Below are 21,891 nucleotides of genomic sequence, written 5' to 3'. Positions count from 1 at the left end.
ACTGCAAGGAGACCAAACATGGCAATCCGCATTGGCGACGAAGCACCCGATTTCACTGCCGACACCACCGAAGGTCCGCTGCACTTCCACGAGTGGATCGGCGATAAATGGGCAATCCTGTTTTCGCACCCCAAGGACTTCACCCCCGTGTGCACCACCGAGCTCGGTTATATGGCCAGGCTCAAGCCGGAGTTCGACAAACGCAACACCAGGATTGTCGGGCTCAGCATCGATCCGGTCAGCGACCATAAAGCCTGGGTCGGCGACATCCAGGAGACCCAGGGGCATGCGGTCAACTACCCGATGATCGGCGACGAGAACCTGGTGGTGGCCAAGCTCTACGACATGATCCACCCCAATGCCAGTGGCGGCGCGCGCACCGCCGTGGACAACGCCACCGTGCGTTCGGTGTTCATCATCGGCCCGGACAAGAAGGTCAAGGCGATGCTGGTGTACCCGATGAGCGCCGGGCGCAATTTCGATGAAGTGCTGCGCCTGCTCGATGCCCTGCAACTGAATGCCAAGCACACCGTCGCCACCCCGGTGAACTGGCGCCCGGGCGAGGATGTGATCATTCCTACCTCGGTATCCGACGAGGACGCCCGGAAGAAATACCCACAAGGCTTCAAGACGTTGAAGCCCTATCTGCGGGTCGTAGAGCAACCGAAGTAACCACCACCGACAAGGGCTCGCTCACGGAGCTGGCCTGCGGGGATGACGCGACGCCGGACAGGGTTCACCCGGCAGACCGCCGGCACGGCGTTGCAGTCACCTCCAGGCATGTCCATGGGGGCGCCTTTAGCCAGGATGGGCAGCCACTGCCCATCCGCGGTTCAAACAGTCCGTCGATACCACTGAGTGCCGGGCGGGGTGCGCCGCGAACCCTCGTGGCCTGACAAGCGCTATCCTTGAGCCTTCCTTCCGCTGCCAGAGCCCACCCATGCTCGATGTTCAAGCCGTCCGCAAAAGCTACGCCACGCCCCAGGGCCCGTTGCCGGTGTTGCAGGGGGTCGACCTGCACCTGGAGCAGGGCGCCAGCCTGGCGCTGATGGGCGAGTCGGGCAGTGGCAAGAGCACCTTGCTGCATCTGATCGCCGGCCTGGACAAGGTCGATGGCGGCAGCATCCGCATCGGCGATCAGCAGTTGGAGCGGATGAACGAACACCAGCTGGCCAACTGGCGGCGCACCGAAGTCGGGCTGGTGTTCCAGCAGTTCAACCTGATCGGCAGCCTGCGGGTGGAGGACAACCTGGGGTTCCAGGCGCGGCTGGCCGGGCGTTTCGATGGGCGTTGGCAGGCGCAACTGGTGGAGCGTTTGGGCCTGGGCGATCTGCTGCGGCGTTACCCGGAGCAACTGTCCGGCGGCCAGCAACAGCGGGTGGCCCTGGGTCGCGCCCTGGCCGGCAAACCACGGCTGCTGCTGGCCGACGAACCCACCGGCAGCCTCGACGAAGCCACCAGCGACGACGTGCTGCAGCTGTTGCTGGAGCTGCTGGCCGAGACCCCCACCAGCCTGTTGATGGTCACCCACAGCCAGCGCGTTGCCAGTCGCCTGGGGCGGATCGCATTGCTGCATGGCGGGCGTCTGGCCGGCGCGGGCGAGCGCTGAGGTGCGGGTGTTCTGGCACAGCCTGCGGGCGCTGCTCAGCCATTGGCGGCGGCACCCGGTGCAGTTTTTCAGTGTGCTGACCGGGCTGTGGCTGGCCACCAGCCTGTTGACTGGGGTGCAGGCGCTCAACAGCCAGGCGCGGGACAGTTACGCCAAGGCCAGCCAACTGATCGGCGGCGCGCCCCAGGCCAGCCTGGCCACGGCCAATGGCGCGCCGTTTTCCCAGGACCTGTTCGTCGGCCTGCGCCGGGCCGGCTGGCCGGTGTCGCCGGTGGTGCAAGGCCGGCTGACGCTCAAGGGCCATGCACAGCAGCGCCTGCAATTGCTCGGGATCGAGCCGCTGTCGCTGCCGGCCGGTGCGGCGGTCGCCGGCCAGGTGCTGGATTCCGCGCGCATGGTCGAATTCGTCAGCCCGCCGGGCAGCACCTGGATTGCCCCACAGACCCTGCAAGCCCTCGGCTATCGCGAAGGCGATCGGCCGGTGACCGCGAGCGGCCAGCCACTGCCGCCACTGCACAGCCAGGCGGACATGGCCCCGGGGTTGCTGCTGGTGGATATCGGTTTTGCCCAGCCGCTGCTGGGCTTGCCGCAGCAGATCTCGCGCCTGCTGTTGCCGGCGGATTTCGCCGCCAGCGCGCCGGCCTTGCCCGATGCGTTCAAGAGCCTGCTGGTGCTCAAGCGCGGTAGTGAGGAAAACGATCTGGCGCGCCTGACCGAAAGCTTTCACCTGAACCTGGATGCCCTGGGTTTCCTGTCGTTCCTGGTCGGCCTGTTTATCGTCCACGCCGCCATCGGCCTGGCCCTGGAGCAGCGGCGTGGCCTGCTGCGCACCTTGCGCGCCTGCGGGGTCAGTGCGCGGATGCTGATCGCCTGCCTGTGTGTCGAACTCGGTGGCCTGGCCTTGCTCGGTGGCCTGGCCGGGGTGCTTAGCGGCTACCTGCTGGCCAGCGTGCTGCTGCCGGATGTTGCCGCGAGCCTGCGTGGCCTGTATGGCGCCGAGGTGGCGGGGCAGTTGAGCCTGAGCCCCTGGTGGTGGTTCAGCGGGATCGGCTTGAGCCTGCTCGGCGCCTTGCTGGCGGGGGCCAACAGTCTGCTGCGGGCGGCACGCTTGCCGTTGCTGGCGCTGGCCGATCCCCAGGCCTGGCACCAGGCGCATGCACGCTGGCTGCGGCGTCAGGCTTGGGTGGCGACGGCCCTGGCGGGGCTGGCGGGCGCGGCTTGGACCTGGGGCGACAGCCTGGGCAGCGGTTTCGTGCTGATGGCGGGCCTGCTGCTGGGCGCGGCCCTGGGCTTGCCGGTGTTGCTCAATGGGTTGCTCAGCGCGCTGCTCGGGCGCAGCCGTTCGGTGCTCGGGCAGTGGTTCCTCGCCGATTGCCGGCAGCAGTTGCCGGCCCTGAGCCTGGCGTTAATGGCGCTGCTGCTGGCCCTGGCCGCCAATATCGGCGCCGGCAGCATGACCGCCGGTTTTCGCCAGACCTTCGCCGACTGGCTCGAACAACGCCTGAGCGCCGAGCTGTACATCAACCCGCAGACCCCGGCGCAGGCGCGGGAGCTGCAACGCTGGCTGCCCGAGCAACCTGCCGTTGCCGCGGTGCTTCCGGTCTGGCAGGTGGCGCTGCAACTGCAAGGCTGGCCGGCGGACCTGTACGGGGTGATCGAGCATGCCAGCTACCGCCAGCACTGGCCCTTGCTCGAAGCCCTGGGCGAGCAGCCCTGGACCCAGATGGCCAGCGCCGACACCCTGATGCTCAGCGAGCAGACGGCGCGCCGGCTCAAGGTGCGGCTGGGCGATCGGCTGGAGATTCCCGTGCCCGTGGGGCAGTGGGCGCCGCAAGTGGTGGCGATCTATGCCGACTACGGCAACCCCAGGGGCCACCTGCTGGTGAATGCCGAGCACTTGCTGGCGCATTGGCCGCAGCTGACGCCCAACCGCTTTAACCTGCGCATCGAGCCGGCCGCCGTGGCGCCGCTGGTCAGCGCCTTGCGGCAGCGCTTCGGTCTCGACGACAGCCGCATGGTCGAGCAGGCGCAGCTCAAGGGTTGGTCGAGCCAGGTATTCGAACGCACCTTCGCCGCCACCGCCGCGCTCAACAGCCTGACCCTGGGAGTGGCCGGCGTGGCGCTGTTTATCAGCCTGCTGACCCAGAGCCAGAGCCGCCTGGGCCAGCTCGCGCCGCTGTGGGCGCTGGGGGTGAGCCGGCGCCAGTTGATGCTGCTCAACCTCGGGCAGACCTGGCTGCTGGCGCTGCTGACCTTGCTCCTGGCGCTGCCCCTGGGCATTGCCCTGGCCTGGTGCCTGGACACGGTGATCAACGTCCAGGCCTTCGGTTGGCGCCTGCCGTTGCGGGTGTTCCCGCTGCAACTGGTGCAGCTGTTGGCCCTGGCGGTGCTGGCCACCTTGCTCGCGTCGGCCTGGCCGTTGCTGCGCTTGTATCGCAGCCAGCCGGCGGATCTGCTCAGGACTTTCGCCCATGAAGATTGAACGGCTGCTTGGCCTGTTGCTGGTGTCAGCCCTGTGCGGCTGCGATAAGGGCGACGAGCCAGCGCAAGGTTTCGCCGGCCTGGGCGAGGACGCCGCGGCGTTCACCCAGGTGGTGCCGGGGCGGGTGTTCAGCTTCCCGGCGGACCATGGTGTGCATGACGGTTTTCGCATCGAGTGGTGGTACCTCACCGCCGACCTCAGGGCCAGCGACGGCCAGCGCTTCGGCGTGCAGTGGACGCTGTTTCGCAGCGCCTTGCGCGCCGAACCCGACCAGCCCGGCTGGCAGGCGCCGAATGTCTGGCTGGGCCACGCCGCGGCGACTTCGGCCACTGCCCATCACGCCGCCGAACGTTATGCCCGCGGCGGGGTGGGGCAGGCCGGGGTGACGGTGCAGCCGTTCAAGGCCTGGATCGACGATTGGAGTTTCAGCAGCCAGTCCGCCGACGCCAACGCCGACCCGCTGGCCCATATGCAACTGCAAGCCAGCGGCGCGGGTTTCGCCTACCGCTTGCAGCTGCGCAGCGACCGGCCCCTGGTGCTCCAGGGCGAGGGCGGCTACAGCCGCAAGTCCGAGCAGGGCCAGGCGTCCTATTACTACAGCCAGCCGTTTTTCCAGGCCGAGGGCAGCCTGCAGATCGACGGCCAGACCTATGAGGTCAGCGGCCCAGCCTGGCTCGACCGCGAATGGAGCAGCCAGCCCCTGGCGGCCGGGCAGAGCGGGTGGGACTGGTTCTCCCTGCACCTGGACAGCGGCGAACGGCTGATGCTGTTCCGCGTGCGGGAAAACCACAAACCGCCCTACATCACCGGCACCTGGATCGAGCCCGACGGCCGCACCCAGACCCTGCACAAGGACGATATCCAGCTCACCCCGCTGGAGGACTCCAAGGTGGCGGGGCGCACGTTGCCCACCCGCTGGCGTCTGCGCATTCCCGGCCACGGCCTGGATATCAATGCCGAGGCGCTCAACCCCAAGGCCTGGATGAACCTGCGCATTCCTTATTGGGAAGGCCCGGTGCAATTGAGCGGCAGCCATGCCGGCAGCGGTTATCTGGAGATGACCGGCTATTAACGAGGTATTCGTGAGTGCCGGTCATTAGTTATTTGCCCAATATTCATTTATCTCTCGCGTCAAACTGTGAATGGTTTTCTGTTGAACTAATAAAGTGTCGATTCATGATTTCGACTCAATATTCTTTTCCCCGGCGCAGCATTTATCTTTTTTCGCAAAGACGGAGAATTCGCTCAACTTAAATATCACTGAGGTTCTCCGCCATGTTCAGTCTGAAAAAATCCGCAGCCCTGTTCCTTGCCTTGCTGGCCTTGTCTTCCGTGGTCGGCGTGCAGGCCGAGGAGTCCGGCGCCTTTGTCGAAAGAAACCGCGCATTGAGCGCGGGCTCGGCACAAAACTGAAGTTTAAAGTTCAAGTGGCCGCTGCTGGAAAGTAGGCGGCCGACTCTTTTGTGTGGCTGAAAACTGGGTTGAAAAGTTGTTCGCCAACCCCGGGGAAAGTTATGAAACCAGGATTATCCGCGATGAAGTCCAAACCCTTGAAGTTTGCCGCGTTGTCGGCCATCGGCCTGGCGCTGCTGTCGGCGTTGTCCGGCTGCGGTCCGGATCAGGTACTGGCCCCGCCCGCGCCGCCGACGGTTTCGGTGAGCCAGCCGGTGAACCGGCAGATCATCGATTGGGACAGCTTCACCGGACGTTTCGAGGCTACCGATTCGGTGGAAGTGCGTTCGCGGGTCAGCGGCTACCTGGAAAAGGTCGCCTTCACCGACGGCGCCATCGTCAAGAAGGGCGACCTGCTGTTCGTCATCGATTCGCGCTCCTTCCAGGCCGCGGTGGTCCAGGCCCAGGGCAAGCTGGCCCAGGTACGTTCGCAGTTGGCCCTGGCCGAGCAGGAGTATGCCCGGGCCAAGGTGCTGATCGAATCGAAGACCATTGCCCGCAGCCTGTATGACCAGCGCTTGCAGGCGCGGCAGGCGGCCCAGGCCGAAGTCCTGAGCGCCGAAGGCGCCTTGAGCAATGCCCGGCTCGACCTGGAGTTCACGCGCATCACCGCGCCCATGAGCGGGCGGATCAGCCGCAAGCTGATCAGCGAAGGCAACCTGGTCAACGGCGGCAACAACAATGCGACCCTGCTGACCACCATCGTGTCCCTGGACCCCATCGACATCTACTTCGATATCGATGAGCAGAGCTACCTCAAGTACCGCCGCCAGGAGCAGGGCGCCGCGGGCCAGAACCTGGTGCGCATCGCCTTGCCGGGGCAGAGCGAGCCGACCCTGAGCGGGCGCATGGATTTCATCGACAACCGCCTCGACCCGTCCACCGGTACCCTGCGCCAGCGCGCCCGGGTGGCCAACCCGGACCTGCGCCTGAGCCCGGGGCAGTTCGGGCGTGTGCAGTTTTCCGGGCGCCCGAGCTATCAGGCGCTGTTGCTGCCGGACACGGCGATCAGCGTCGATGCCACGCGCAAGGTGGTCTATGTGCTCAATGCGCAGAACCAGGTGGAACTGCGTCCGGTGCAGTTGGGCAAGCTGCATGACGGCCTGCGTGAAGTCGCCAGCGGCCTGCGGCCCGAGGACCGGGTAATAGTCGACGGCATCCAGCGGGTGCGCGTCGGCGAGACCGCGACCGCCAGCGAGCAGGCCCTGGCGCTGGCGCCGAAGGCCTCGGCCAGCGAAGGAGCGCCGCTATGAACCTGGGGAAAATCTCCGTCGAACAGCCGGTGCTGGCGATCGTGCTGTCCATCGTGCTGATGATCGTCGGCGGCCTGGCCTACCTGATCCTGCCGACGTCCGAATACCCGGACATCGCGCCGCCCACGGTGGTGGTGCAGGCGACCTACCCGGGCGCGTCGGCGCAGACCGTGGCCGAGACCCTGGCGATCCCCCTCGAACAGGAGGTCAACGGCGTCGAGGACATGCTCTACATGTACAGCCAGGCGACCTCCGATGGCAGCCTCAACCTGACCGTGACGTTCAAGAGCGGCACCGATGTCGACAAGGCCCAGGTGCTGGTGCAGAACCGCGTGGCCCTGGCCACGCCGCGCCTGCCGGAGCCGGTACAGCGCAGCGGCGTGTCGGTGCGCAAATCGTCGCCGACCCAGCTGTCGACCATCTTCATTTCCTCGCCCAAGGGCACCTACGACCAGCTCTACGTTTCCAACTTCGCCATCCGGACCGTCGCCGATACCCTCAAGCGCATCGACGGCGTGGGCGACATCAATCCGCTGGGCGCCCGTGAATACTCCATGCGCATCTGGCTCGACCCGGAGCGCGTGGCGTCCTTCAACCTGACGCCGGCAGACATCATTGCCGCGGTGCGCGCGCAGAACACCCAGGTGGCGGGCGGGGTGATCGCGCAACCGCCAGTGGCGTCCCAGGCCTTCCAGCCGAACCTGATTTTCGAAGGTCGCCTGAAAGAGCCGGCGGACTTCGACAACATCGTCATCAAGTCCGGCAGCGCCGGGCGCCTGGTGCGCCTGAAGGATGTGGCGCGCACCGAAATCGCCGGCCTGGCCTACGTCAACAACACCTATTACCTGCGCCACCCGGCCATCGGCCTGCAGGTGCTGCAACGTCCCGGCGCCAATGCCCTGGCCACCATGAAGGTGGTCGAGCAGACCATGCAGGACCTGAGCCAGGAATTCCCCGAAGGCATCGAATACAGCATCGGCTACAACCCCACCGCGTTCATCGCCGACAGCATCGGCGAGCTGGGCAAGACCATCTACGAGGCGGTGATCCTGGTGGTGCTGGTGATCCTGGTATTCCTGCAAGGCTGGCGTCCGTCGATCATCCCGATCCTGGCGATTCCGGTGTCGCTGGTGGGGACCTTCGCGGTCATGGCCATGCTCGGTTACTCGATCAACAACCTGACCCTGTTCGGCCTGGTGCTGGCGGTGGGCATCGTGGTCGACAACGCCATCGTCGTGGTGGAAAACGTCGAGCGCCATCTGGCCGAAGGCAAGAGCCCGTTGCAGGCCACGCTGATCACCATGCAGGAAATTGGCGGCGCGCTGGTGGCGATCACCCTGGTGCTCTGCGCGGTGTTCATTCCCACGGCGTTCATTCCGGGGATCTCCGGTGAGTTCTTCCGCCAGTTCGGCATCACCATCGCGGTGGCCACGGCGATCTCGCTGTTCAACTCGGTGACCCTGTCGCCGGCGCTGGCGGCGATGATTCTGCGACGCCACGACCCCAAGGCGCATCAGGCGCCACGGCACGGTGTGGCTGGCCTGCTCAAGCGCGCAGCGGAGGGCTTCAACCGCGGCTTCCTCAAGCTTTCGGTGGGCTATGCCGGTAGCGTGCGGGGGCTGGTGGCGCGTACTCCATTGATGCTGGCGATCTACGCGGTATTGATCGCGGCCACGGCCTATCTGCTGGTGTCCACGCCCAAGGGTTTCATTCCGGCCCAGGACCGCGGTTACCTGGTGGTGATCGTGCAACTGCCGGAAGGCGCTGCACTGGAGCGCACCAACGAGATTTCCCGGCAGATCGAAGCCATCGCCCTGCAAGTGCCGGGTGTCGACCGGGTGCCGACGTTCTCCGGGTTCTCCATGGTCACCGGCACCAGTTCTTCCAACTCGTCCGGCCTGGCGCCGGTGTTCGAGCCCTGGTCCAAGCGCAAGCTGCGCGGCCTGACCTCGGACAAGATCGCCGCCGACCTGCGTGAGCGCCTGAAAGTGGTCAGCGGCGCGTCGGTGATTGTCGCCACGCCGCCTCCGGTCCAGGGCCTGGGCAGCACCGGTGGCTTCTCCATGCGCCTGCAGGACCGTGCCGGCCTGGGCAGCCAGGCCCTGGCCAAGGCCACCGAGCAACTGATCGCCGCGGCCAATGCGACCCAGGGCATGACCGGTGTCTACTCGCCGTTCTCGGCCCGTACGCCGCAGGTGTTCGTCGAGCTGGACCGTGAGCGCGCCGAGATGCTCGGGGTGCCCAGCAGCCAGATCAACCAGGCCATCGAGACCTATTTCGGCTCGACTTACATCAACGACTTCAACCTGGTGGGGCGCACCTATCGGGTGACGGCCCAGGCGGACTTGCCGTATCGGGTCACGCCAGAGGACCTGGCGCGGGTCAAGGTGCGCAACGAGGCCGGCGACATGGTGCCGATCGCCAGCGTCACGCGGTTGCACGAGTCGCTCGGGGTCGAGCGTTTCCCACGCTACAACCTGTTCCCGACCGCGGAAATCAACGGCGACACCTTGCCCGGACTGGGCTCCGACTTCGCCCTGCAAACCATGGAACGCCTGGCCGGGCAGACCCTGCCACCGGGCATCACCTACCAGTGGACCGACCTGAGCTACCAGCAGACCACCGCCGGCAACATGGGCCTGCTGGTATTCCCGCTCTGTGTGATCTTCGTCTACCTGGTGCTGGCCGCGCAGTACGGCAGTTGGAGCCTGCCGCTGGCGATCCTGCTGATCGTGCCCATGTGTCTGCTGGCCGCCGCCGGTGGCGTGCGCCTGATGGGCCTGGACATCAACATCCTGACCCAGATCGGTTTCATCGTGCTGGTGGGGCTGGCGGCGAAAAACGCCATCCTGATCGTCGAGGTGGCGCGGCAGCAGGAACAGGACGGGCAGGGCATCGTCGATGCCGTGGTGGAGGCGTGTCGCCTGCGCCTGCGACCGATCCTGATGACCTCCCTGGCCTTCATCCTCGGTGTGCTGCCGCTGGTGCTGTCCGAAGGCGCCGGTTCGGAAATGCGCCAGGCGGTCGGTTCGGCGGTGTTCTTCGGCATGATCGGCGTGACCCTGTTCGGCCTGCTGTTCACCCCGATCTTCTATGTCCTGATCCGCCGTCTCGCCGGGGGCGAGCGGCGGTTGCAGGCCCCATCCAGCGTCTCTGCTTCGGGAGTGGTCCATGAATAACCTGCTGCGTTTTCCCGCCCTGGCCTTTACCGCGGCGCTGCTTGCGGCCTGCGCCGCGCCGACCTTGCCACCGGCTGTCGAGGCGCCCGCCGGGCGTTTCGTCAATGCGCCGCAAATACCGGCGGCGGGCATTGCCGAGCAATGGTGGACGCTGTACCACGACCCCTTGCTCGACCGCCTGGTGGCGCGGGCACTGGAGGAAAACCTCGACCTGCAGATTGCCCTGGCGCGGATCGATGCCAGCCGTGCCTTGCGCAGCGTCGCGGCTGCCGGCGCGAGCCCCGAGCTGAACCTGGGGGCCAGCGCCGCCCGGCAACGGATCTCGGCGGACCAGGCCGGGTTCAGCGAACCCTTGATGACCGAGCCGCTGAGCCTGAGTCTCGACGCCTCCTGGGAGATCGACCTGTTCGGGCGGATTCGCGAAGGCGTGCGGGCCGCCGATGCCGACCTGCAGGCCAGCGCGGAAGAGGCGCGTGGGGTCAAGGTGGCGCTGGTCACCGAGGTGGTGCAGGCCTATGCCCAGGCGCGGGGGCTGGAAGAGCGCCTGAGCATCGTGCGGCAGAACGCCGAGAGCCAGAGCCGCACCCTGCAACTGACCGAGCAGCTGTATGCGGCAGGCAGCAGCCCGCAGGCCGATCTGCTGCGGGCGCGTTCCCAGTCGGAGTCCACCGCGGCCCAGGTGCCGGCCCTGCAACTGGAGTGGCAGCGCTCGCTGCACCGCCTGGCAGTGTTGCTGGCGCAGCCGAGCGAGGCGCTGTACCAACAGTTCGCCGCCAGCCCGGCGCAACTGAGCGAGGTGGATCTGGTGGATGCCGGCACCCCGGCCGACCTGCTGCGTCGGCGTCCCGACATCCGCGCCGCCGAGGCCCGGCTGATCGCTGCCTACGCACGGGTCGGGGTGGCCAAGGCCGACCTGCTGCCGCGCCTGAGCCTGTCGGCAGCCCTGGGCTCGCTGGTCGATGGTGTCAGTGCCGCGAACCTGGCCAGCTCGACCTTCTGGCTGGCCGGTATCAATGCCAGCGTGCCGCTGCTGGACGGCGGACGCCGGCGCGCGGTGGTGGAACTGCGCGATGCCGAGGGGCGCCAGGCCTTGCTCGGCTATCGCCGTACCGTGCTCGGCGCGGTGGCGGAAGTCGAGTCGGCCCTCGCCGCGGCCCGGCGCAATGCCGAGAGCCAGCAGCATCTGGCCAGTGCCGCGGCGCAGGCCAGTTCGGCGGCGCAGCAGATCCAGCGCTCCTGGGCCGCCGGTGAGGCGCCGTTTCTCGATGTGCTGCAGGCCCAGCGCGTCGAACTCACGGCGCAGAACGCGCTGTCGCGGATCAAGACCGCGCAATTGCAGAACCAGGCTGTGCTGGTGCGGGCGCTCGGTGGTTGAACGGGCAGCAACGAATCTGTGGTTCGCGGCGGCGTGGGCATTTACAGCGTCTATGCTCAAGCGGCACCGCGCGCCTGAACGGCGCGGGTCTTGTCTTCAATTACAGGGATGAACTTCTATGAAGCCGCTTCACTCTCTGGCCAAAGCCGTTGCCTTGGCCACTCTGTTGTCTGCTGCCAGCCTGCATGCCTACGCCGCCGACATTCCGTTGGCCGGTACCGTGGAGGCCGATGAACTGGTGACCAAAGTGCTCTCCGTGGATGCCGCCAAGCATCGTGTGGTGCTGGAAGGCGCGCAGGGCCAACCGGTGCATGTGCAACTCAGCGATCAGGCCAAGGACCTGGGGCATTTGAAGGTGGGCGACCAGGTCAATGTGCGGGTCACTCACGCGGTGGTGGCGGTGCTGGACACCAATGTGGAAAAAGGCCTGCCGGATTCCGCTGAGCGCACCGGGGTGATTCGCGCCACCAAGGACAACCCCAACCCGGGCGGTGAAGCCTATCGCCAGGTGCAGGTGCAACTGAAGATCACCGACATCGATCTGAAGAACAACCAGCTGACCTTCCAGGGCCCGGCGGGTAACAAGAAGGTCCTGGCCGTGGAAAAACCGGAAGTCCAGGCCCGGCTGAAAGACCTCAAGGTCGGCCAGAGCGTGGTGGTGACCTACACCGACGTGTTGCAAGTTACGACCCAGCACGAAGGTTGATTGAGACCGGGCGCTGGTCGCTGTGGCGGCCGGCGCGCCGGATCTCGGAGGTCCGTGCGCAGAGTTGAACGAAGGTGAGCGAAATAAAAAAATTTCCACCAGCTTTGTGTTCAGAATTCTTCAGAATATGTGCACGGACTTTCTTTTGTTGTTCGATTAAAATAGTTCTCGTTCGCCCGGTGCAAGGGCTCTTTACCGGTGCATGGATTGCCAGGCCAGAGCACTGGGCGAACACCCTCTTCGGGGTTCCCGCCCCACGATTTCCGTCATTGCGTTCATGCGACCCGCGCAGGTTCGACGCCTGTTGCCCGCGGTTGCCAAGAGCGCTCGGCTCTCTCCAGCAAGACTCTTTACCGACACAGCCTGTTGTTTCATTGCCTGCCGCCTGGGTCGGCTTCAGCCGCGGGACACGGTGGTGCACAGCTGCAGGCCCAGCGCGCGCATGACCTTGACCACGGTATCGAAACGCGGCTTGGCGCCCGGGGCAAAGGCCTTGTAGAGGCTGGCCCGGCCCTGGCCGGTGGCCTTGGCAATCTGCGTCATGCCCCGCGCCCTGGCGACATGGCCCAGGGCGCGGATCAGTTCATCGGTATCGCCATCGGCCAGGACCTGGGACAGGTACTCGCTGATCGCCTGGTCGCTGTCGAGCAGGGTGGCGATGTCGAAGGGAAGCAGGGTGTCGGACATATCAGAACTCCTTGGCCAGGGAACGGGCCTGGCAGATATCGGCAGGCTGGGTGGACTTGTCGCCGCCCAGCAGCAGGACGATAAGGGTGTGGCCGCGCACCGTGAAATAGAGGCGGTAGCCGGCGCCTGTATTCACGCGCATTTCCGAGAGACCGCCGCCGAGGTTTTTCACATCGCCCAGGTTGCCCGCCGAAGCCCGCTCGATGCGCCGAGCGATGGCTATCCTGGCGCGCAGGTCCCGTAGTGTGGTGTGCCATTGGGCAAAGACGGTCGTCTGCAGGATCTCGTAATCCATGAGTGACTGTATCCATATAGAGACAAAATAAAAAGGTGTAACGACCCCCAGGCGACTGACGGTGCACCTGAAGACGTCATGGGAAGGTAAGCAGGAGGGGAGTGGGCGAGGCGGGCTGTTTCGTATCGGCATGTTGTCGATCAGGGCTGCCGAAACACCCTGTAGCCATTGCCCGGCTGCGGGGGCGGGAAAGAGCCAGCATCAGCCGTTCTGGCTGATGCTGTGGGACGGAGAATCAGAGAGCCGGCAGGCCCAGCGCCGCGGCGCATGCCTGGAGCGAGCGCTGTTGGGTGTCGGCGTACAGCTGCAGTTCATCGATGGTCGGGCGCCCCAGGGCCCGCTCGAAAGCCTGCCGGTTGGAGTGGCCGGCGTAATGGCTTTGCGCATCGTCGCCCAGGTTGGACTGGAAGATCCCGGCGGCGCTGACCGGCAGGAAGTCCTCGTACACCAGCGGCTCGGCCCGCACATGCCCGGCGTGGATCAGCGCCTCCAGGTTCGTCGGTCGATCCGCCTGTTGGCATGCGGCCAGGCCTTGTTCGCTGACGAAGTAGCGGAAGTACGCCAGGCCCTGTTCGCGCATGGTCTCGTGGTCATCGGGAAAGGCGCGGAAGTGTTCGGCCATCAGGGTGTTGTAGCGCTGGGCATTGGCTTCGTTGGGAAAGTCCCCCAGGGCGTCGCGGGCGGCGTTCAACAGCTGGTCGTACAGCGCCCGGCCCTTGGGGGTGAGGGCGGCGCCGCGCTGTTCGATCTCGCCGAAGCGCGCGCTGTGGCTGCCGCGGCTGTCGGGCTGGTCGGTGAAGGCCACAGCTTCCTCCAGCGCCTTGAAGCTGGTCTGGCGCAAGAGGATCGGGCATTCCCGGCGCGGCGGGCCTTCGATCACCGCCTTGGGCGTGATGCCGTGGGCCGGCATCAGCGCTTGCACCTGGTCGATGTCCAGGGTGCGTGGCGTCAGGTGGTTGATATGCGGTCCTTTGAACGCCACCACGTCGGCGATCAATCGGTGCTGGGCGCTCAGTTGCTGGTACTGCGCAGCTGTGACCGTGGCGCTGTGGTGCCAGCGGAAGGTTTCCAGGGCCTGCTCGACGAATTCCCCGGCGGCGCTGTCATCGAGGCCGCCCTGGGTTTCGGCCTGTTCGATCAGGGCCAGGGCGCGCGGGGTGAAAATGCTCCGACGCGCCAGCACCGATTCAGCGAAGCTACGCAACTGCGGGTTGTCGATCAGCTCCAGGCGCAACAGCGAGGTGAAGACCCGGAACGGGCTGACCTGCAGGGCGCTTTCATGCACCGCGCGAAAGGCCGTGGAATGCACCGGCACCCCGGCCGGGGTGAGGTCGTAGTAACCCACCGGCTGCATGCCCATGACCGCGAACAGCCGGCCGAGGGTCGCCAGTTCCGTGGCGGTGCCGACGCGAATGGCGCCGTGGCGCTCCAGGTCCAGGCGCTGGATTTCGCCGGTGCTGCGCAGCTGCCGGGCGATCCTCTCGTCGCTGTCCAGGACCCCGGCGTTGACCTGGGCCACCAGCTCCATCAGGGCACCGTACAGCGGCACTTCCTCGCGGTACATGTCCGACATCGCCCGTGAAAAACGTTGGCGGATCAGGTCTGGGCTGACGAAGCTCTGCAGGCTCATAAACAAGGATTCCCGGCGTAGTGAGACAAAGAGGGTAGCGGTGTTGGCTGGGCCTGATTCTGGTTGGCGCGGGGTGTGCTGACAAACGAAGTTTCTTCCGGACTTCATTCTGCAAATGAATGCAGGCGGGCAGGGTGGCTACGTGCAACTGGACCGATGGCATCCGCTGGTTTTCACTCAGGCAACCCGCAGCGCTTTCCGGCGGCCGAGCGGTGATGGCTATTTGCCGTTGCGCTGATAGACTTCTGAACACCACCGCATCCCATGGCTTGCGTACCGTTCAACGGAGGCGACTTGGCCTTGACGCCGCACAATGGAGGAAAGGGACTTTCACTGGCCAGGAGGCTATACAAGACGCGAATTCTGGGGCTGGCCCTCGGTTTCCTTTGCGTGTCCGCGGGCATGTACCCGCTGCATCCATCGCCCTGGGTCTGGGCGTTCATGTCGTTCAACGCTTTCATCTGGCCGCACCTGGCGTACCAGTGGGCGCGCTGCTCGCCAGTGCCGTTTCGCGGCGAGCATCGCAACCTGCTGGTGGATGCCTTCCTTGGCGGGTTCTGGGTGGCGGCCATGCACTTCAACCCGCTGCCGACCACCACCACCCTGTCGTTGATGGCGATGAACAATATCGCCCTGGGTGGCGTGCCCTTTTTCCTGGCCGGTTGTCTGGCGCAGGCGCTGGGGATCGCTGTCGGGCTGCTGTTGTTCGGCGTCGGCTTCGTGACCCAGACCAGTGCGCTGCAACTTTATGCCTGCCTGCCGATGCTGACCCTGTATCCGCTGGCCCTGGGTTTTATCTGCTACCAGCAGGCCAATGTCCTGTCCCGGCACAAACGCGAATTGCTGGCCCTGAGCCGCACCGATAGCCTGTCGGGCCTGCTCAACCACGGGGCCTGGAAGGACCAGCTGGAAATCGAGTTCCAGCGTTGCCGGCGCCAGGCCTCGACCCAGAACCAGGGCGGCGCCATCGCGCTGATCGACATCGATCATTTCAAGGCCATCAACGACACCTACGGCCATGTCGCCGGCGACATCGTGTTGCGCCAGCTGAGCAAGCTGCTCAAGCAGAACCTGCGGATCAGTGACCTGGCCGGGCGTTACGGCGGCGACGAGTTCTGCGTGATCCTGCCGGACGTGCCATTGGAGCATGCCGCCGAACTGATGGAGGCCTTGCGTTGCCGTTTTGGCGGGTTGGGCTATGAACAGAGCCCAGCCCTGGAGGTCAGCCTGAGCATCGGCCTGGCCGCCTATTCCCCGGACCATAGCGATGCCCTGGACTGGTTGAACGATGCCGACCAGGCCTTGTACGAGGCGAAGACCACCGGCCGCAACAAGGTCAGCTGCGGCCGCGGCGACCGCTCGCCAAAGGTCCTGCTGAACTCGCTGTGAGGCCGCTCGCAGAGCATTGCGCCAGCATGGAGGGGGGCGAATTTGTCAGGTAGGGTGGGCGGGCACCTTCCGACACGAAACAAGGACCGATTCATGACGCAGACTTCCCCTCGCTCATTGCTGGCCGCCCGTATCGGCCTGACCCTCGCCCTTGGCCTGCTGGCCACCCACGCCAGCGCCGAACCCCACCCCCAAGTGCAGAACGATGCGCAGCAATACCAGGGCGACGCCCTGAAACTGCTGGAGCGCCTGGTGAACATCGACTCGGGCTCCGGCTACGAGGCGGGGCTGGACCAGGTGAGCGACATCGCTATCGCCGAACTGAAGAAGCTTGGCGCCAGCATCGAAAAAGTCCCCAACGGCACGGCCGGCGGCAGCCATGTGCTGGCCACGCTCAAGGGCACCGGCAAGGCGAGGATCCTGCTGATGGCGCACATGGACACGGTGTTCAAGGAAGGCACCGCGGCCGAGCGGCCGTTCCGCATCCAGGATGGCCGCGCCTACGGCCCCGGGGTGATGGACGACAAGGGCGGCATCGTCGCCGGGATCTACGCGCTGAAGGTCCTGGATAACCTCAAGTTCAAGGACTATGCACAGATCACCTTCCTGCTCGACGCCAGCGAGGAAACCGGTTCGGAGATCGCCACCGAGCTGATCAAGAAAACCGCCAAGGCCCACGACGTGACCTTGAACCTGGAACCGGGGCGCCCGGCCGATGGCCTGGTGGTGTGGCGCAAGGGCAGCGCCACGGCGCTGGTGGAGGTCAAGGGCAAGGCCGCTCACGCAGGCGTCGCGCCGGAGCTGGGGCGCAACGCGGCGATGGAGGCGGCGCACCAGATCCTGCAACTGGGCAAGCTGGGGGATGAAGAGAAGAAAACCACCATCAACTTCACCGTGCTCAAGGCCGGCGACCGGACCAATGTGATTCCCGACCAGGCCACCGCCAAGGCGGATGTGCGGGCGGCGGTGCCGGAGGAGTTCGACCGCATCGAGCAGGATCTGGCGCGGGTCTCGGCCAACAAGCTGATCGCCGACACCGAAGTCAAGACCAGCTTGCAGCGCGGTTTGCCGCCGATGCCGCAGACCGAGAAGTCCGATGCGCTGGTGGCCATGGCCCAGGGCATCTACGGCGAACTGGGGCGCAAGCTGACCATCGAGGGCAGCGGCGGGGCGGCGGACTCCAGCCTCTCGGCCGGCGTTGGCACGCCGACCCTGGATGGCTTCGGCATCGTCGGCGGCAATATCCACACCCCCGAGGAGTACGCCGAAGTCGAGAGCGTGGCGCCACGGATCTATCTGCTGGCGCGGATGATCATGGAGCTGTCGGCCAAGCGCTGATTGCAGGAACAGACGCACTGCATTGTCTGCATGGCCGGACCTGTAGCCGCTGCCGAGCCCGCGAGGCTGCGATAGGACCGCAGGTCCTCCAGCGGTCTCGAGATCCTTGCGCCTGCTGCGCAGTCGATCGCAGCCTCGCAGGCTCGGCAGCGGCTACAGGGGAATGGCTGCGGGCGCCTGCGATCCCCCTGCCTATACTCGAAAGCCTCGTCCCCCACCGCGGAGCCTTCAATGAGCAAGCACCTCACCGAATACGCCGACGCCAGCCCGGAAGTGCGGGCGGTGTTCGACGACATCATGCGCACCCGCCGGGTCGACCAGGTGAACAACTTCTGGAAATGCCTGGCGGCCCATCCGCCGACCTTGCGGCGTACCTGGGACAGTCTCAAGGAGATCATGGCGCCGGGGGCGCTCGATCCGCTGACCAAGGAGCTGATCTACGTCGCGGTCAGCGTCACCAACAACTGTCCTTATTGCATCGCTTCGCACACCGCCGCGGCGCGCAAGGCGGGGATGACGGAGGCGATGTTCGGTGAGTTGCAGGCGGTGGTCGGCATGGCCAACGAAACCAATCGCCTGGCCAACGGCTACCGGGTGCCGCTGGATGACGGGTTCAAGCTCGAATGAGTCCGATACGGCCCTTGGCGCCGCTCAGGCATCAGCCAGCGCCGTCCTTGGGCTTTCGACCGCAGCCGCCTTGGCCTGGGTGGCCAGCAGCGGCACGGCGCGCACCAGGTCGCCGGGCTGCACTTGCAGGCGCTTGGCGCTGAGGCGATCCACCAGCAGGCAGCCGGACACCAGGCGAGCGCGGGCGCGGGTGACGCGGCAGCTTTCCAGCCGGCGGTTGTGGATCAGCCAGGTCGGCGCGTCGTCGTCCGGGGTGCCGACCAGCAGCGGCAGCACCTGGCTTTCGCGCACCGCGCGGACTTTGCTCAGCTCGGCCTCGATCACCGGCCCGCCGTCGAAGATGTCGATATGGCCCTGATGGGCAAAACCTTCGTGGCGCAGGATGGCCAGCGCCGCCTCGGCGTTTTCGTGGGCCTGGCCGATCGCGGCCTGGGCCGGTTCGCTGAGCAGGCAGGTGTACAGCGGCTGGCGCGGCAGCAGTTCGGCGATAAAGGGTTTGTGGCCGAGGCTGGACAGGTGGTCGGCCTGGACGAAATCCATCTGCAGAAAGTGCCGGCCCAGGCTGTTCCAGAACGGCGAGCAGCCGTTCTCGTCACCCTTGCCGCGCAGCTCGGCGATCAGCTTGTCGCCGAACAGGTGCGGAAACTCGGCGACGAACAGCAGGCGCGCCAGGGACAGCAGGCGGCCGTTGCTGTCACGGCGCTGGTCGGGGCGCAGGAACAGCGAGCAGAGTTCCGATTGGCCGGTCATCTCGTTGTTCAGGAACAGGGTCGGGATCTGCCGCCGGATGCCCAGGTGCGGCGCCGAATTGACGGTCATGCCGACCCGGTAGCTGTACCAGGGTTCGCGCAGGCCCACGGCGCCGGTCAGGGCGCTGATGCCGATCACTTGCTGGTCGTCGTCCTCGAGCACGAACAGGTAGTCGGCGTCGGCCCGTTCCACCTGTTCGGCAAAGGTCCGCTGGGCCCAGCGAATCCGATGGGTCAGGCGATCCTGGTTGGCCGGCAGAGTGGTCAGCCCCAGGCCCGCGCGCTGGGCCAGGGCCATCAGCGCGGGCAGGTCAGTCATGCGTACCGGGCGAACGATCATGATGCAGCTCCTTCTGCGCGCCTGTTGCGGCGGCGAATGCAAACGTGTCCGGGGTTCTTCATAGGGCGACCAGCCGTACCGGGTCGCCGGTTTGCAGGTGCAGGGCCTGGAAGGTTTGCGGGTCAAGGTTGACCAGGTCCCCCGGTGCTTCGTCCAGGTGCACCAGGGCGGCCCGGTATTGCCCCAGCCGCTCGTTGCTCGCCAGCCAGGCCCGGCCGCTGCCGCTCTGCGGGCCCGGGCAGGCGTTGGCGATAAGGCTCTGGCGAATGGAGCGAACGCCGTTGTGGCGGGCGTACAGCGTCGGGCCGCCGTCGAACAGGTCGACATAGTGGTTGGCTTCGAACCCCTCGCGCAGCAGGATCTCGTAGGCCTCGCGACCCTGCGGGTGAACCTGGCCAATGCAGTCCTGGGCCGCCTTGGGCAGCATCGGGATGTAGATCGGGTACTGCGGCATCAGGTCGGCGAGGAAGCTGCGGCTTTGCAGGCCGCATAGGCGTTCGGCCTCGACGTAGGGCAGGTCGAAGAAGTGCTTGCCCAGGGCATCCCAGAACGGCGAATGGCCGTCGTCGCTGCTGTAGCCGACGATCTCGGTGATGCTGGTGTCGGCGAAGCGCGAGCCATGGGCGGCGATGAACAGCAGGCGAGCCCTGGAGAGCAGCTCCGCCATTGGCGTGCCGACCAGGTCCGGGTCGATATGAAAGCCGCGCAGCAGGCTGTGGTTGCTCAGGTCCTGGCACAGCGACAGGGTCGGCACGCCGTGCTGCACGTTCAGCTCCCGCGAGCTGCTGACGAAAGGCCGGTTGCGCAGGCTGTAGAAGGGCGCGGAAAACCCGGCCATGGCGAGGATTTCCGAACAGCCGCGCAACTGGCCGCTGGCCGGGTCGTGCAGGACAAAAAAATAGTTCTCCGGCCCCGGCGCCTGCACGTTGGCGGCGAAGGAGGAGCAGGAGTCGAGAATCTTGTCCAAAAGGTGTTGTCGATCGTCCGGCAGGGACGTCACCCCCACCAGGCTTTCACGGGCCAGCCGTTGCAACTCCGGCAAATCGTCTGGCGCAACTGGGCGTAAGACCAGCATGGATGCACTCCTGTATCAAAATGATCGACGCCTGGTCGCGAAACCCGGGGCGCCGAACCTGACAATCACTGTCGGTTTCCACGCATTACTGCCACTGCCCGCATGGGCGGGTGGTGGCACGCAGGCACCTGTCGGCGCCCACTCGGATTCGCCGGAGCACCTTCATGGTGCCGCGGCGGCCGGGGGTGTTGATTAAAGTGGATCGGCCAGCGCCGTATTGGCGCCCAGCTTGTTGAGGAAAAACAGGTAGACCAGGCCGATGGCGATCCAGATGCAACCGAGTTTCTGCGCATCGACCCCCATGTTGTACATGATCGCGCAGACAATTAGAAAGCCGATCACCGGGCAAATCAGATGCCGCAGTACCTGGGCCGAATGGTTGCGACGCCAGTAGTGATTGATCACGGTCAGGTGCAACAGCATGAAACCGCTGAGGGCGCCGAAGTTCACCAGGGAGGTGAGGGTGTCCACCGAGTTGATGAACAGGTAGCAGATCAGCAGCGACAGCACGGCCACCAGGTAGATGCTGACGTGCGGCGTGTTGTGCCTGGGGTGGACCTTGGCCAGGATCTTCGGCAGCTTGCCGTCGCGGGCCATGCCGAACAGCAGGCGCGACACCGCCGCTTGCGAGGTGATGGCCACCGCCACGCCCCAGGCCAGCGCGGTGGCCACCGCGGTCAGGGTCGCCAGCCAGCTGCCGCCGGCGATTTCGGCGATCTCGTAGAAGGCGGTGTCGGCCGACTTGAAGCCCATGCCGGCGGCCAGGTCGGTGGCGATCCAGGTCTGCACCACGAAGATCGCGCCCATCACCAGCAGGGTGATCAGCGCGGCGCGGCCGACGCTCTTGCCCGGCTCGCTCTTGATCTCTTCGGCCAGGGTGGAAATGGCATCGAAACCGAGGAACGACAGCACGGCGATCGACACGCCCTGCATCAGCATGCCGAAGTGGAAATTCTCCGGGTGGTACAGCGGCGCCAGGGTCAGCTGGCCGTTACCGGCGCCACCGTGCAGGGCGTTCCAGGCGTAGAACAGGAAGATCCCCAGCACCACCAGTTGCCCCAGGAGAAACACGATGTTCATCCGTGCGGTGAAGGTGATGCCGCGCAGGTTGACGAAGGTGGCGCTGACCAGGAACGCGAGGATGAAGCCGACCTTGGGAATGTCCGGGTACAGGTGGTTCAGCGCCATGGCCGCGTAGACGTACAGCAACGGCGGGATCAGCAGGTAGTCGAGCAGCATCAGCCAGCCGGCGATGAACCCGACATGGGGGTTGAGCCCGCGCTGGGCGTAGGAGTAGACCGAGCCGGCGATGGGAAAGGCGCGGGCCATGCTGCCGTAGCTGAGGGCGGTGAAAAGCATCGCCAGCATGCCGATGATGTAGGCCAGCGGCACCATGCCCGGTGCTTCCTGGTTTACATAGCCGTAGACCCCGAACGGGGCGATGGGGATCATGAAAATCATCCCGTAGACCACCAGATCGCGCAGCGTCAGGCCGCGCTTGAGTTCCTGTTTGTAGCCGAATTCTTCAATCTCCATGAAGAGGTTCTCCTTGTCAGCCAAAGGGGGGGCGGGAGCCTGTCGCTGAGGTCGAAGGACGACCTGCAGGGGCAGGCAATGTATTTGAACCTGGCAGGTTTAAAGACACGCCACGGCGGTTTTTTATAGTTGTTGTACCGGTACAGCAAACAGCTTTTTTACAACGACA

Annotated in this window: 18 protein-coding genes; 12 read left to right on the top strand and 6 right to left on the bottom strand. The window is 65.7% G+C overall.

Annotated features, from left to right (window positions below; genetic code table 11):
* Window positions 1-18: 18 nt before the first annotated feature.
* From BM019_RS13520 to BM019_RS13485, 9 genes are all read left to right on the top strand, one after another.
* Window positions 19-672: a peroxiredoxin gene (locus tag BM019_RS13520; protein WP_009043091.1), complete on the top strand. Its 654-nt coding sequence runs from the start codon at window positions 19-21 to the stop codon at window positions 670-672.
* A 268-nt stretch (window positions 673-940) separates the two neighbouring features.
* Complete coding sequence (locus BM019_RS13515) at window positions 941-1,609, top strand: ABC transporter ATP-binding protein (protein WP_092418547.1); 669 nt, start codon at window positions 941-943, stop codon at window positions 1,607-1,609.
* Entirely contained in the window at window positions 1,575-4,091 is a 2,517-nt protein-coding gene (locus BM019_RS13510) for an ABC transporter permease (protein WP_239691069.1), read from the top strand. The genes BM019_RS13515 and BM019_RS13510 overlap by 35 nt, the downstream gene beginning before the upstream one ends.
* Window positions 4,081-5,163 (top strand): lipocalin-like domain-containing protein, encoded by a 1,083-nt coding sequence (locus tag BM019_RS13505; protein ID WP_009043094.1) that lies wholly within the window; start codon window positions 4,081-4,083, stop codon window positions 5,161-5,163. The genes BM019_RS13510 and BM019_RS13505 overlap by 11 nt, the downstream gene beginning before the upstream one ends.
* A 203-nt stretch (window positions 5,164-5,366) precedes the next feature.
* On the top strand, window positions 5,367-5,504 hold the full coding sequence (locus BM019_RS30785) for a hypothetical protein (RefSeq protein ID WP_009043095.1): 138 nt from the start codon (window positions 5,367-5,369) through the stop codon (window positions 5,502-5,504).
* Window positions 5,505-5,605: 101 nt separating this feature from the next.
* A complete protein-coding gene (locus tag BM019_RS13500) occupies window positions 5,606-6,796 on the top strand; it encodes an efflux RND transporter periplasmic adaptor subunit (RefSeq protein ID WP_062822918.1) in 1,191 nt (396 codons plus the stop codon).
* Window positions 6,793-9,975 (top strand): efflux RND transporter permease subunit, encoded by a 3,183-nt coding sequence (locus BM019_RS13495; protein ID WP_092418546.1) that lies wholly within the window; start codon window positions 6,793-6,795, stop codon window positions 9,973-9,975. The genes BM019_RS13500 and BM019_RS13495 overlap by 4 nt, the downstream gene beginning before the upstream one ends.
* Window positions 9,968-11,350 carry an efflux transporter outer membrane subunit gene (locus BM019_RS13490; protein WP_092418545.1) on the top strand — a complete coding sequence of 461 codons (1,383 nt, stop codon included), beginning with the start codon at window positions 9,968-9,970 and terminating at the stop codon, window positions 11,348-11,350. The genes BM019_RS13495 and BM019_RS13490 overlap by 8 nt, the downstream gene beginning before the upstream one ends.
* Window positions 11,351-11,468: 118 nt before the next feature.
* Window positions 11,469-12,056, top strand: a complete 588-nt coding sequence (locus tag BM019_RS13485; protein WP_007923530.1) for a hypothetical protein — start codon at window positions 11,469-11,471, stop codon at window positions 12,054-12,056.
* Window positions 12,057-12,452: 396 nt separating this feature from the next.
* On the opposite strand, the gene BM019_RS13480 is transcribed toward BM019_RS13485, so the two are convergent.
* The 3 genes from BM019_RS13480 to BM019_RS13470 form a co-directional block, all read right to left on the bottom strand.
* Window positions 12,453-12,743, bottom strand: a complete 291-nt coding sequence (locus BM019_RS13480) for an addiction module antidote protein (protein ID WP_062822914.1) — start codon at window positions 12,741-12,743, stop codon at window positions 12,453-12,455.
* Window position 12,744: 1 nt separating this feature from the next.
* Window positions 12,745-13,038 carry a type II toxin-antitoxin system RelE/ParE family toxin gene (locus tag BM019_RS13475; protein ID WP_085530375.1) on the bottom strand — a complete coding sequence of 98 codons (294 nt, stop codon included), beginning with the start codon at window positions 13,036-13,038 and terminating at the stop codon, window positions 12,745-12,747.
* Between the two features lie 235 nt (window positions 13,039-13,273).
* The gene (locus BM019_RS13470; RefSeq protein WP_092418544.1) at window positions 13,274-14,668 is read right to left on the bottom strand and encodes a 2-oxoadipate dioxygenase/decarboxylase HglS; all 1,395 of its coding nucleotides are present in this window, start codon (window positions 14,666-14,668) and stop codon (window positions 13,274-13,276) included.
* Between the two features lie 264 nt (window positions 14,669-14,932).
* On the opposite strand from BM019_RS13470, the gene BM019_RS13465 reads away from it, so the two are divergent.
* From BM019_RS13465 to BM019_RS13455, 3 genes are all read left to right on the top strand, one after another.
* Window positions 14,933-16,057 carry a diguanylate cyclase gene (locus BM019_RS13465; RefSeq protein ID WP_092418543.1) on the top strand — a complete coding sequence of 375 codons (1,125 nt, stop codon included), beginning with the start codon at window positions 14,933-14,935 and terminating at the stop codon, window positions 16,055-16,057.
* A gap of 93 nt (window positions 16,058-16,150) precedes the next feature.
* Window positions 16,151-17,395 carry a M20/M25/M40 family metallo-hydrolase gene (locus BM019_RS13460; RefSeq protein ID WP_092418542.1) on the top strand — a complete coding sequence of 415 codons (1,245 nt, stop codon included), beginning with the start codon at window positions 16,151-16,153 and terminating at the stop codon, window positions 17,393-17,395.
* A gap of 231 nt (window positions 17,396-17,626) precedes the next feature.
* Entirely contained in the window at window positions 17,627-18,022 is a 396-nt protein-coding gene (locus BM019_RS13455) for a carboxymuconolactone decarboxylase family protein (RefSeq protein WP_092418541.1), read from the top strand.
* A 24-nt stretch (window positions 18,023-18,046) separates the two neighbouring features.
* Here the strand turns inward: BM019_RS13455 and astA are convergent, their stop codons facing one another.
* From astA to BM019_RS13440, 3 genes are all read right to left on the bottom strand, one after another.
* Window positions 18,047-19,111: an arginine N-succinyltransferase gene (astA, locus tag BM019_RS13450; protein ID WP_009043105.1), complete on the bottom strand. Its 1,065-nt coding sequence runs from the start codon at window positions 19,109-19,111 to the stop codon at window positions 18,047-18,049.
* Between the two features lie 58 nt (window positions 19,112-19,169).
* Complete coding sequence (locus BM019_RS13445; protein ID WP_092418540.1) at window positions 19,170-20,186, bottom strand: arginine N-succinyltransferase; 1,017 nt, start codon at window positions 20,184-20,186, stop codon at window positions 19,170-19,172.
* Between the two features lie 192 nt (window positions 20,187-20,378).
* Window positions 20,379-21,722, bottom strand: coding sequence for an APC family permease (locus BM019_RS13440; RefSeq protein WP_092418539.1), 1,344 nt, complete (start codon window positions 21,720-21,722; stop codon window positions 20,379-20,381).
* Window positions 21,723-21,891 lie beyond the last annotated feature (169 nt).

It is taken from the genome of Pseudomonas sp. NFPP07, from assembly GCF_900115645.1.
Lineage (GTDB): Bacteria > Pseudomonadota > Gammaproteobacteria > Pseudomonadales > Pseudomonadaceae > Aquipseudomonas > Aquipseudomonas chlororaphis.
The sequence above is the reverse complement of the archived record's forward strand: the minus strand, read 5'-3'. Positions and strand labels throughout refer to the sequence as shown.

Excerpts from the sequence above, each read along its gene's own strand:
- BM019_RS13520 (WP_009043091.1), top strand. The coding sequence starts at position 19 with ATGGCAATCCGCATTGGCGACGAAGCACCCGATTTCACTGCCGACACC.
- BM019_RS13515 (WP_092418547.1), top strand. The coding sequence starts at position 941 with ATGCTCGATGTTCAAGCCGTCCGCAAAAGCTACGCCACGCCCCAGGGC.
- BM019_RS13510 (WP_239691069.1), top strand. The coding sequence starts at position 1,575 with ATGGCGGGCGTCTGGCCGGCGCGGGCGAGCGCTGAGGTGCGGGTGTTC.
- BM019_RS13505 (WP_009043094.1), top strand. The coding sequence starts at position 4,081 with ATGAAGATTGAACGGCTGCTTGGCCTGTTGCTGGTGTCAGCCCTGTGC.
- BM019_RS30785 (WP_009043095.1), top strand. The coding sequence starts at position 5,367 with ATGTTCAGTCTGAAAAAATCCGCAGCCCTGTTCCTTGCCTTGCTGGCC.
- BM019_RS13500 (WP_062822918.1), top strand. The coding sequence starts at position 5,606 with ATGAAACCAGGATTATCCGCGATGAAGTCCAAACCCTTGAAGTTTGCC.
- BM019_RS13495 (WP_092418546.1), top strand. The coding sequence starts at position 6,793 with ATGAACCTGGGGAAAATCTCCGTCGAACAGCCGGTGCTGGCGATCGTG.
- BM019_RS13490 (WP_092418545.1), top strand. The coding sequence starts at position 9,968 with ATGAATAACCTGCTGCGTTTTCCCGCCCTGGCCTTTACCGCGGCGCTG.
- BM019_RS13485 (WP_007923530.1), top strand. The coding sequence starts at position 11,469 with ATGAAGCCGCTTCACTCTCTGGCCAAAGCCGTTGCCTTGGCCACTCTG.
- BM019_RS13480 (WP_062822914.1), bottom strand. The coding sequence starts at position 12,743 with ATGTCCGACACCCTGCTTCCCTTCGACATCGCCACCCTGCTCGACAGC.
- BM019_RS13475 (WP_085530375.1), bottom strand. The coding sequence starts at position 13,038 with ATGGATTACGAGATCCTGCAGACGACCGTCTTTGCCCAATGGCACACC.
- BM019_RS13470 (WP_092418544.1), bottom strand. The coding sequence starts at position 14,668 with ATGAGCCTGCAGAGCTTCGTCAGCCCAGACCTGATCCGCCAACGTTTT.
- BM019_RS13465 (WP_092418543.1), top strand. The coding sequence starts at position 14,933 with ATGGCTTGCGTACCGTTCAACGGAGGCGACTTGGCCTTGACGCCGCAC.
- BM019_RS13460 (WP_092418542.1), top strand. The coding sequence starts at position 16,151 with ATGACGCAGACTTCCCCTCGCTCATTGCTGGCCGCCCGTATCGGCCTG.
- BM019_RS13455 (WP_092418541.1), top strand. The coding sequence starts at position 17,627 with ATGAGCAAGCACCTCACCGAATACGCCGACGCCAGCCCGGAAGTGCGG.
- astA (WP_009043105.1), bottom strand. The coding sequence starts at position 19,111 with ATGATCGTTCGCCCGGTACGCATGACTGACCTGCCCGCGCTGATGGCC.
- BM019_RS13445 (WP_092418540.1), bottom strand. The coding sequence starts at position 20,186 with ATGCTGGTCTTACGCCCAGTTGCGCCAGACGATTTGCCGGAGTTGCAA.
- BM019_RS13440 (WP_092418539.1), bottom strand. The coding sequence starts at position 21,722 with ATGGAGATTGAAGAATTCGGCTACAAACAGGAACTCAAGCGCGGCCTG.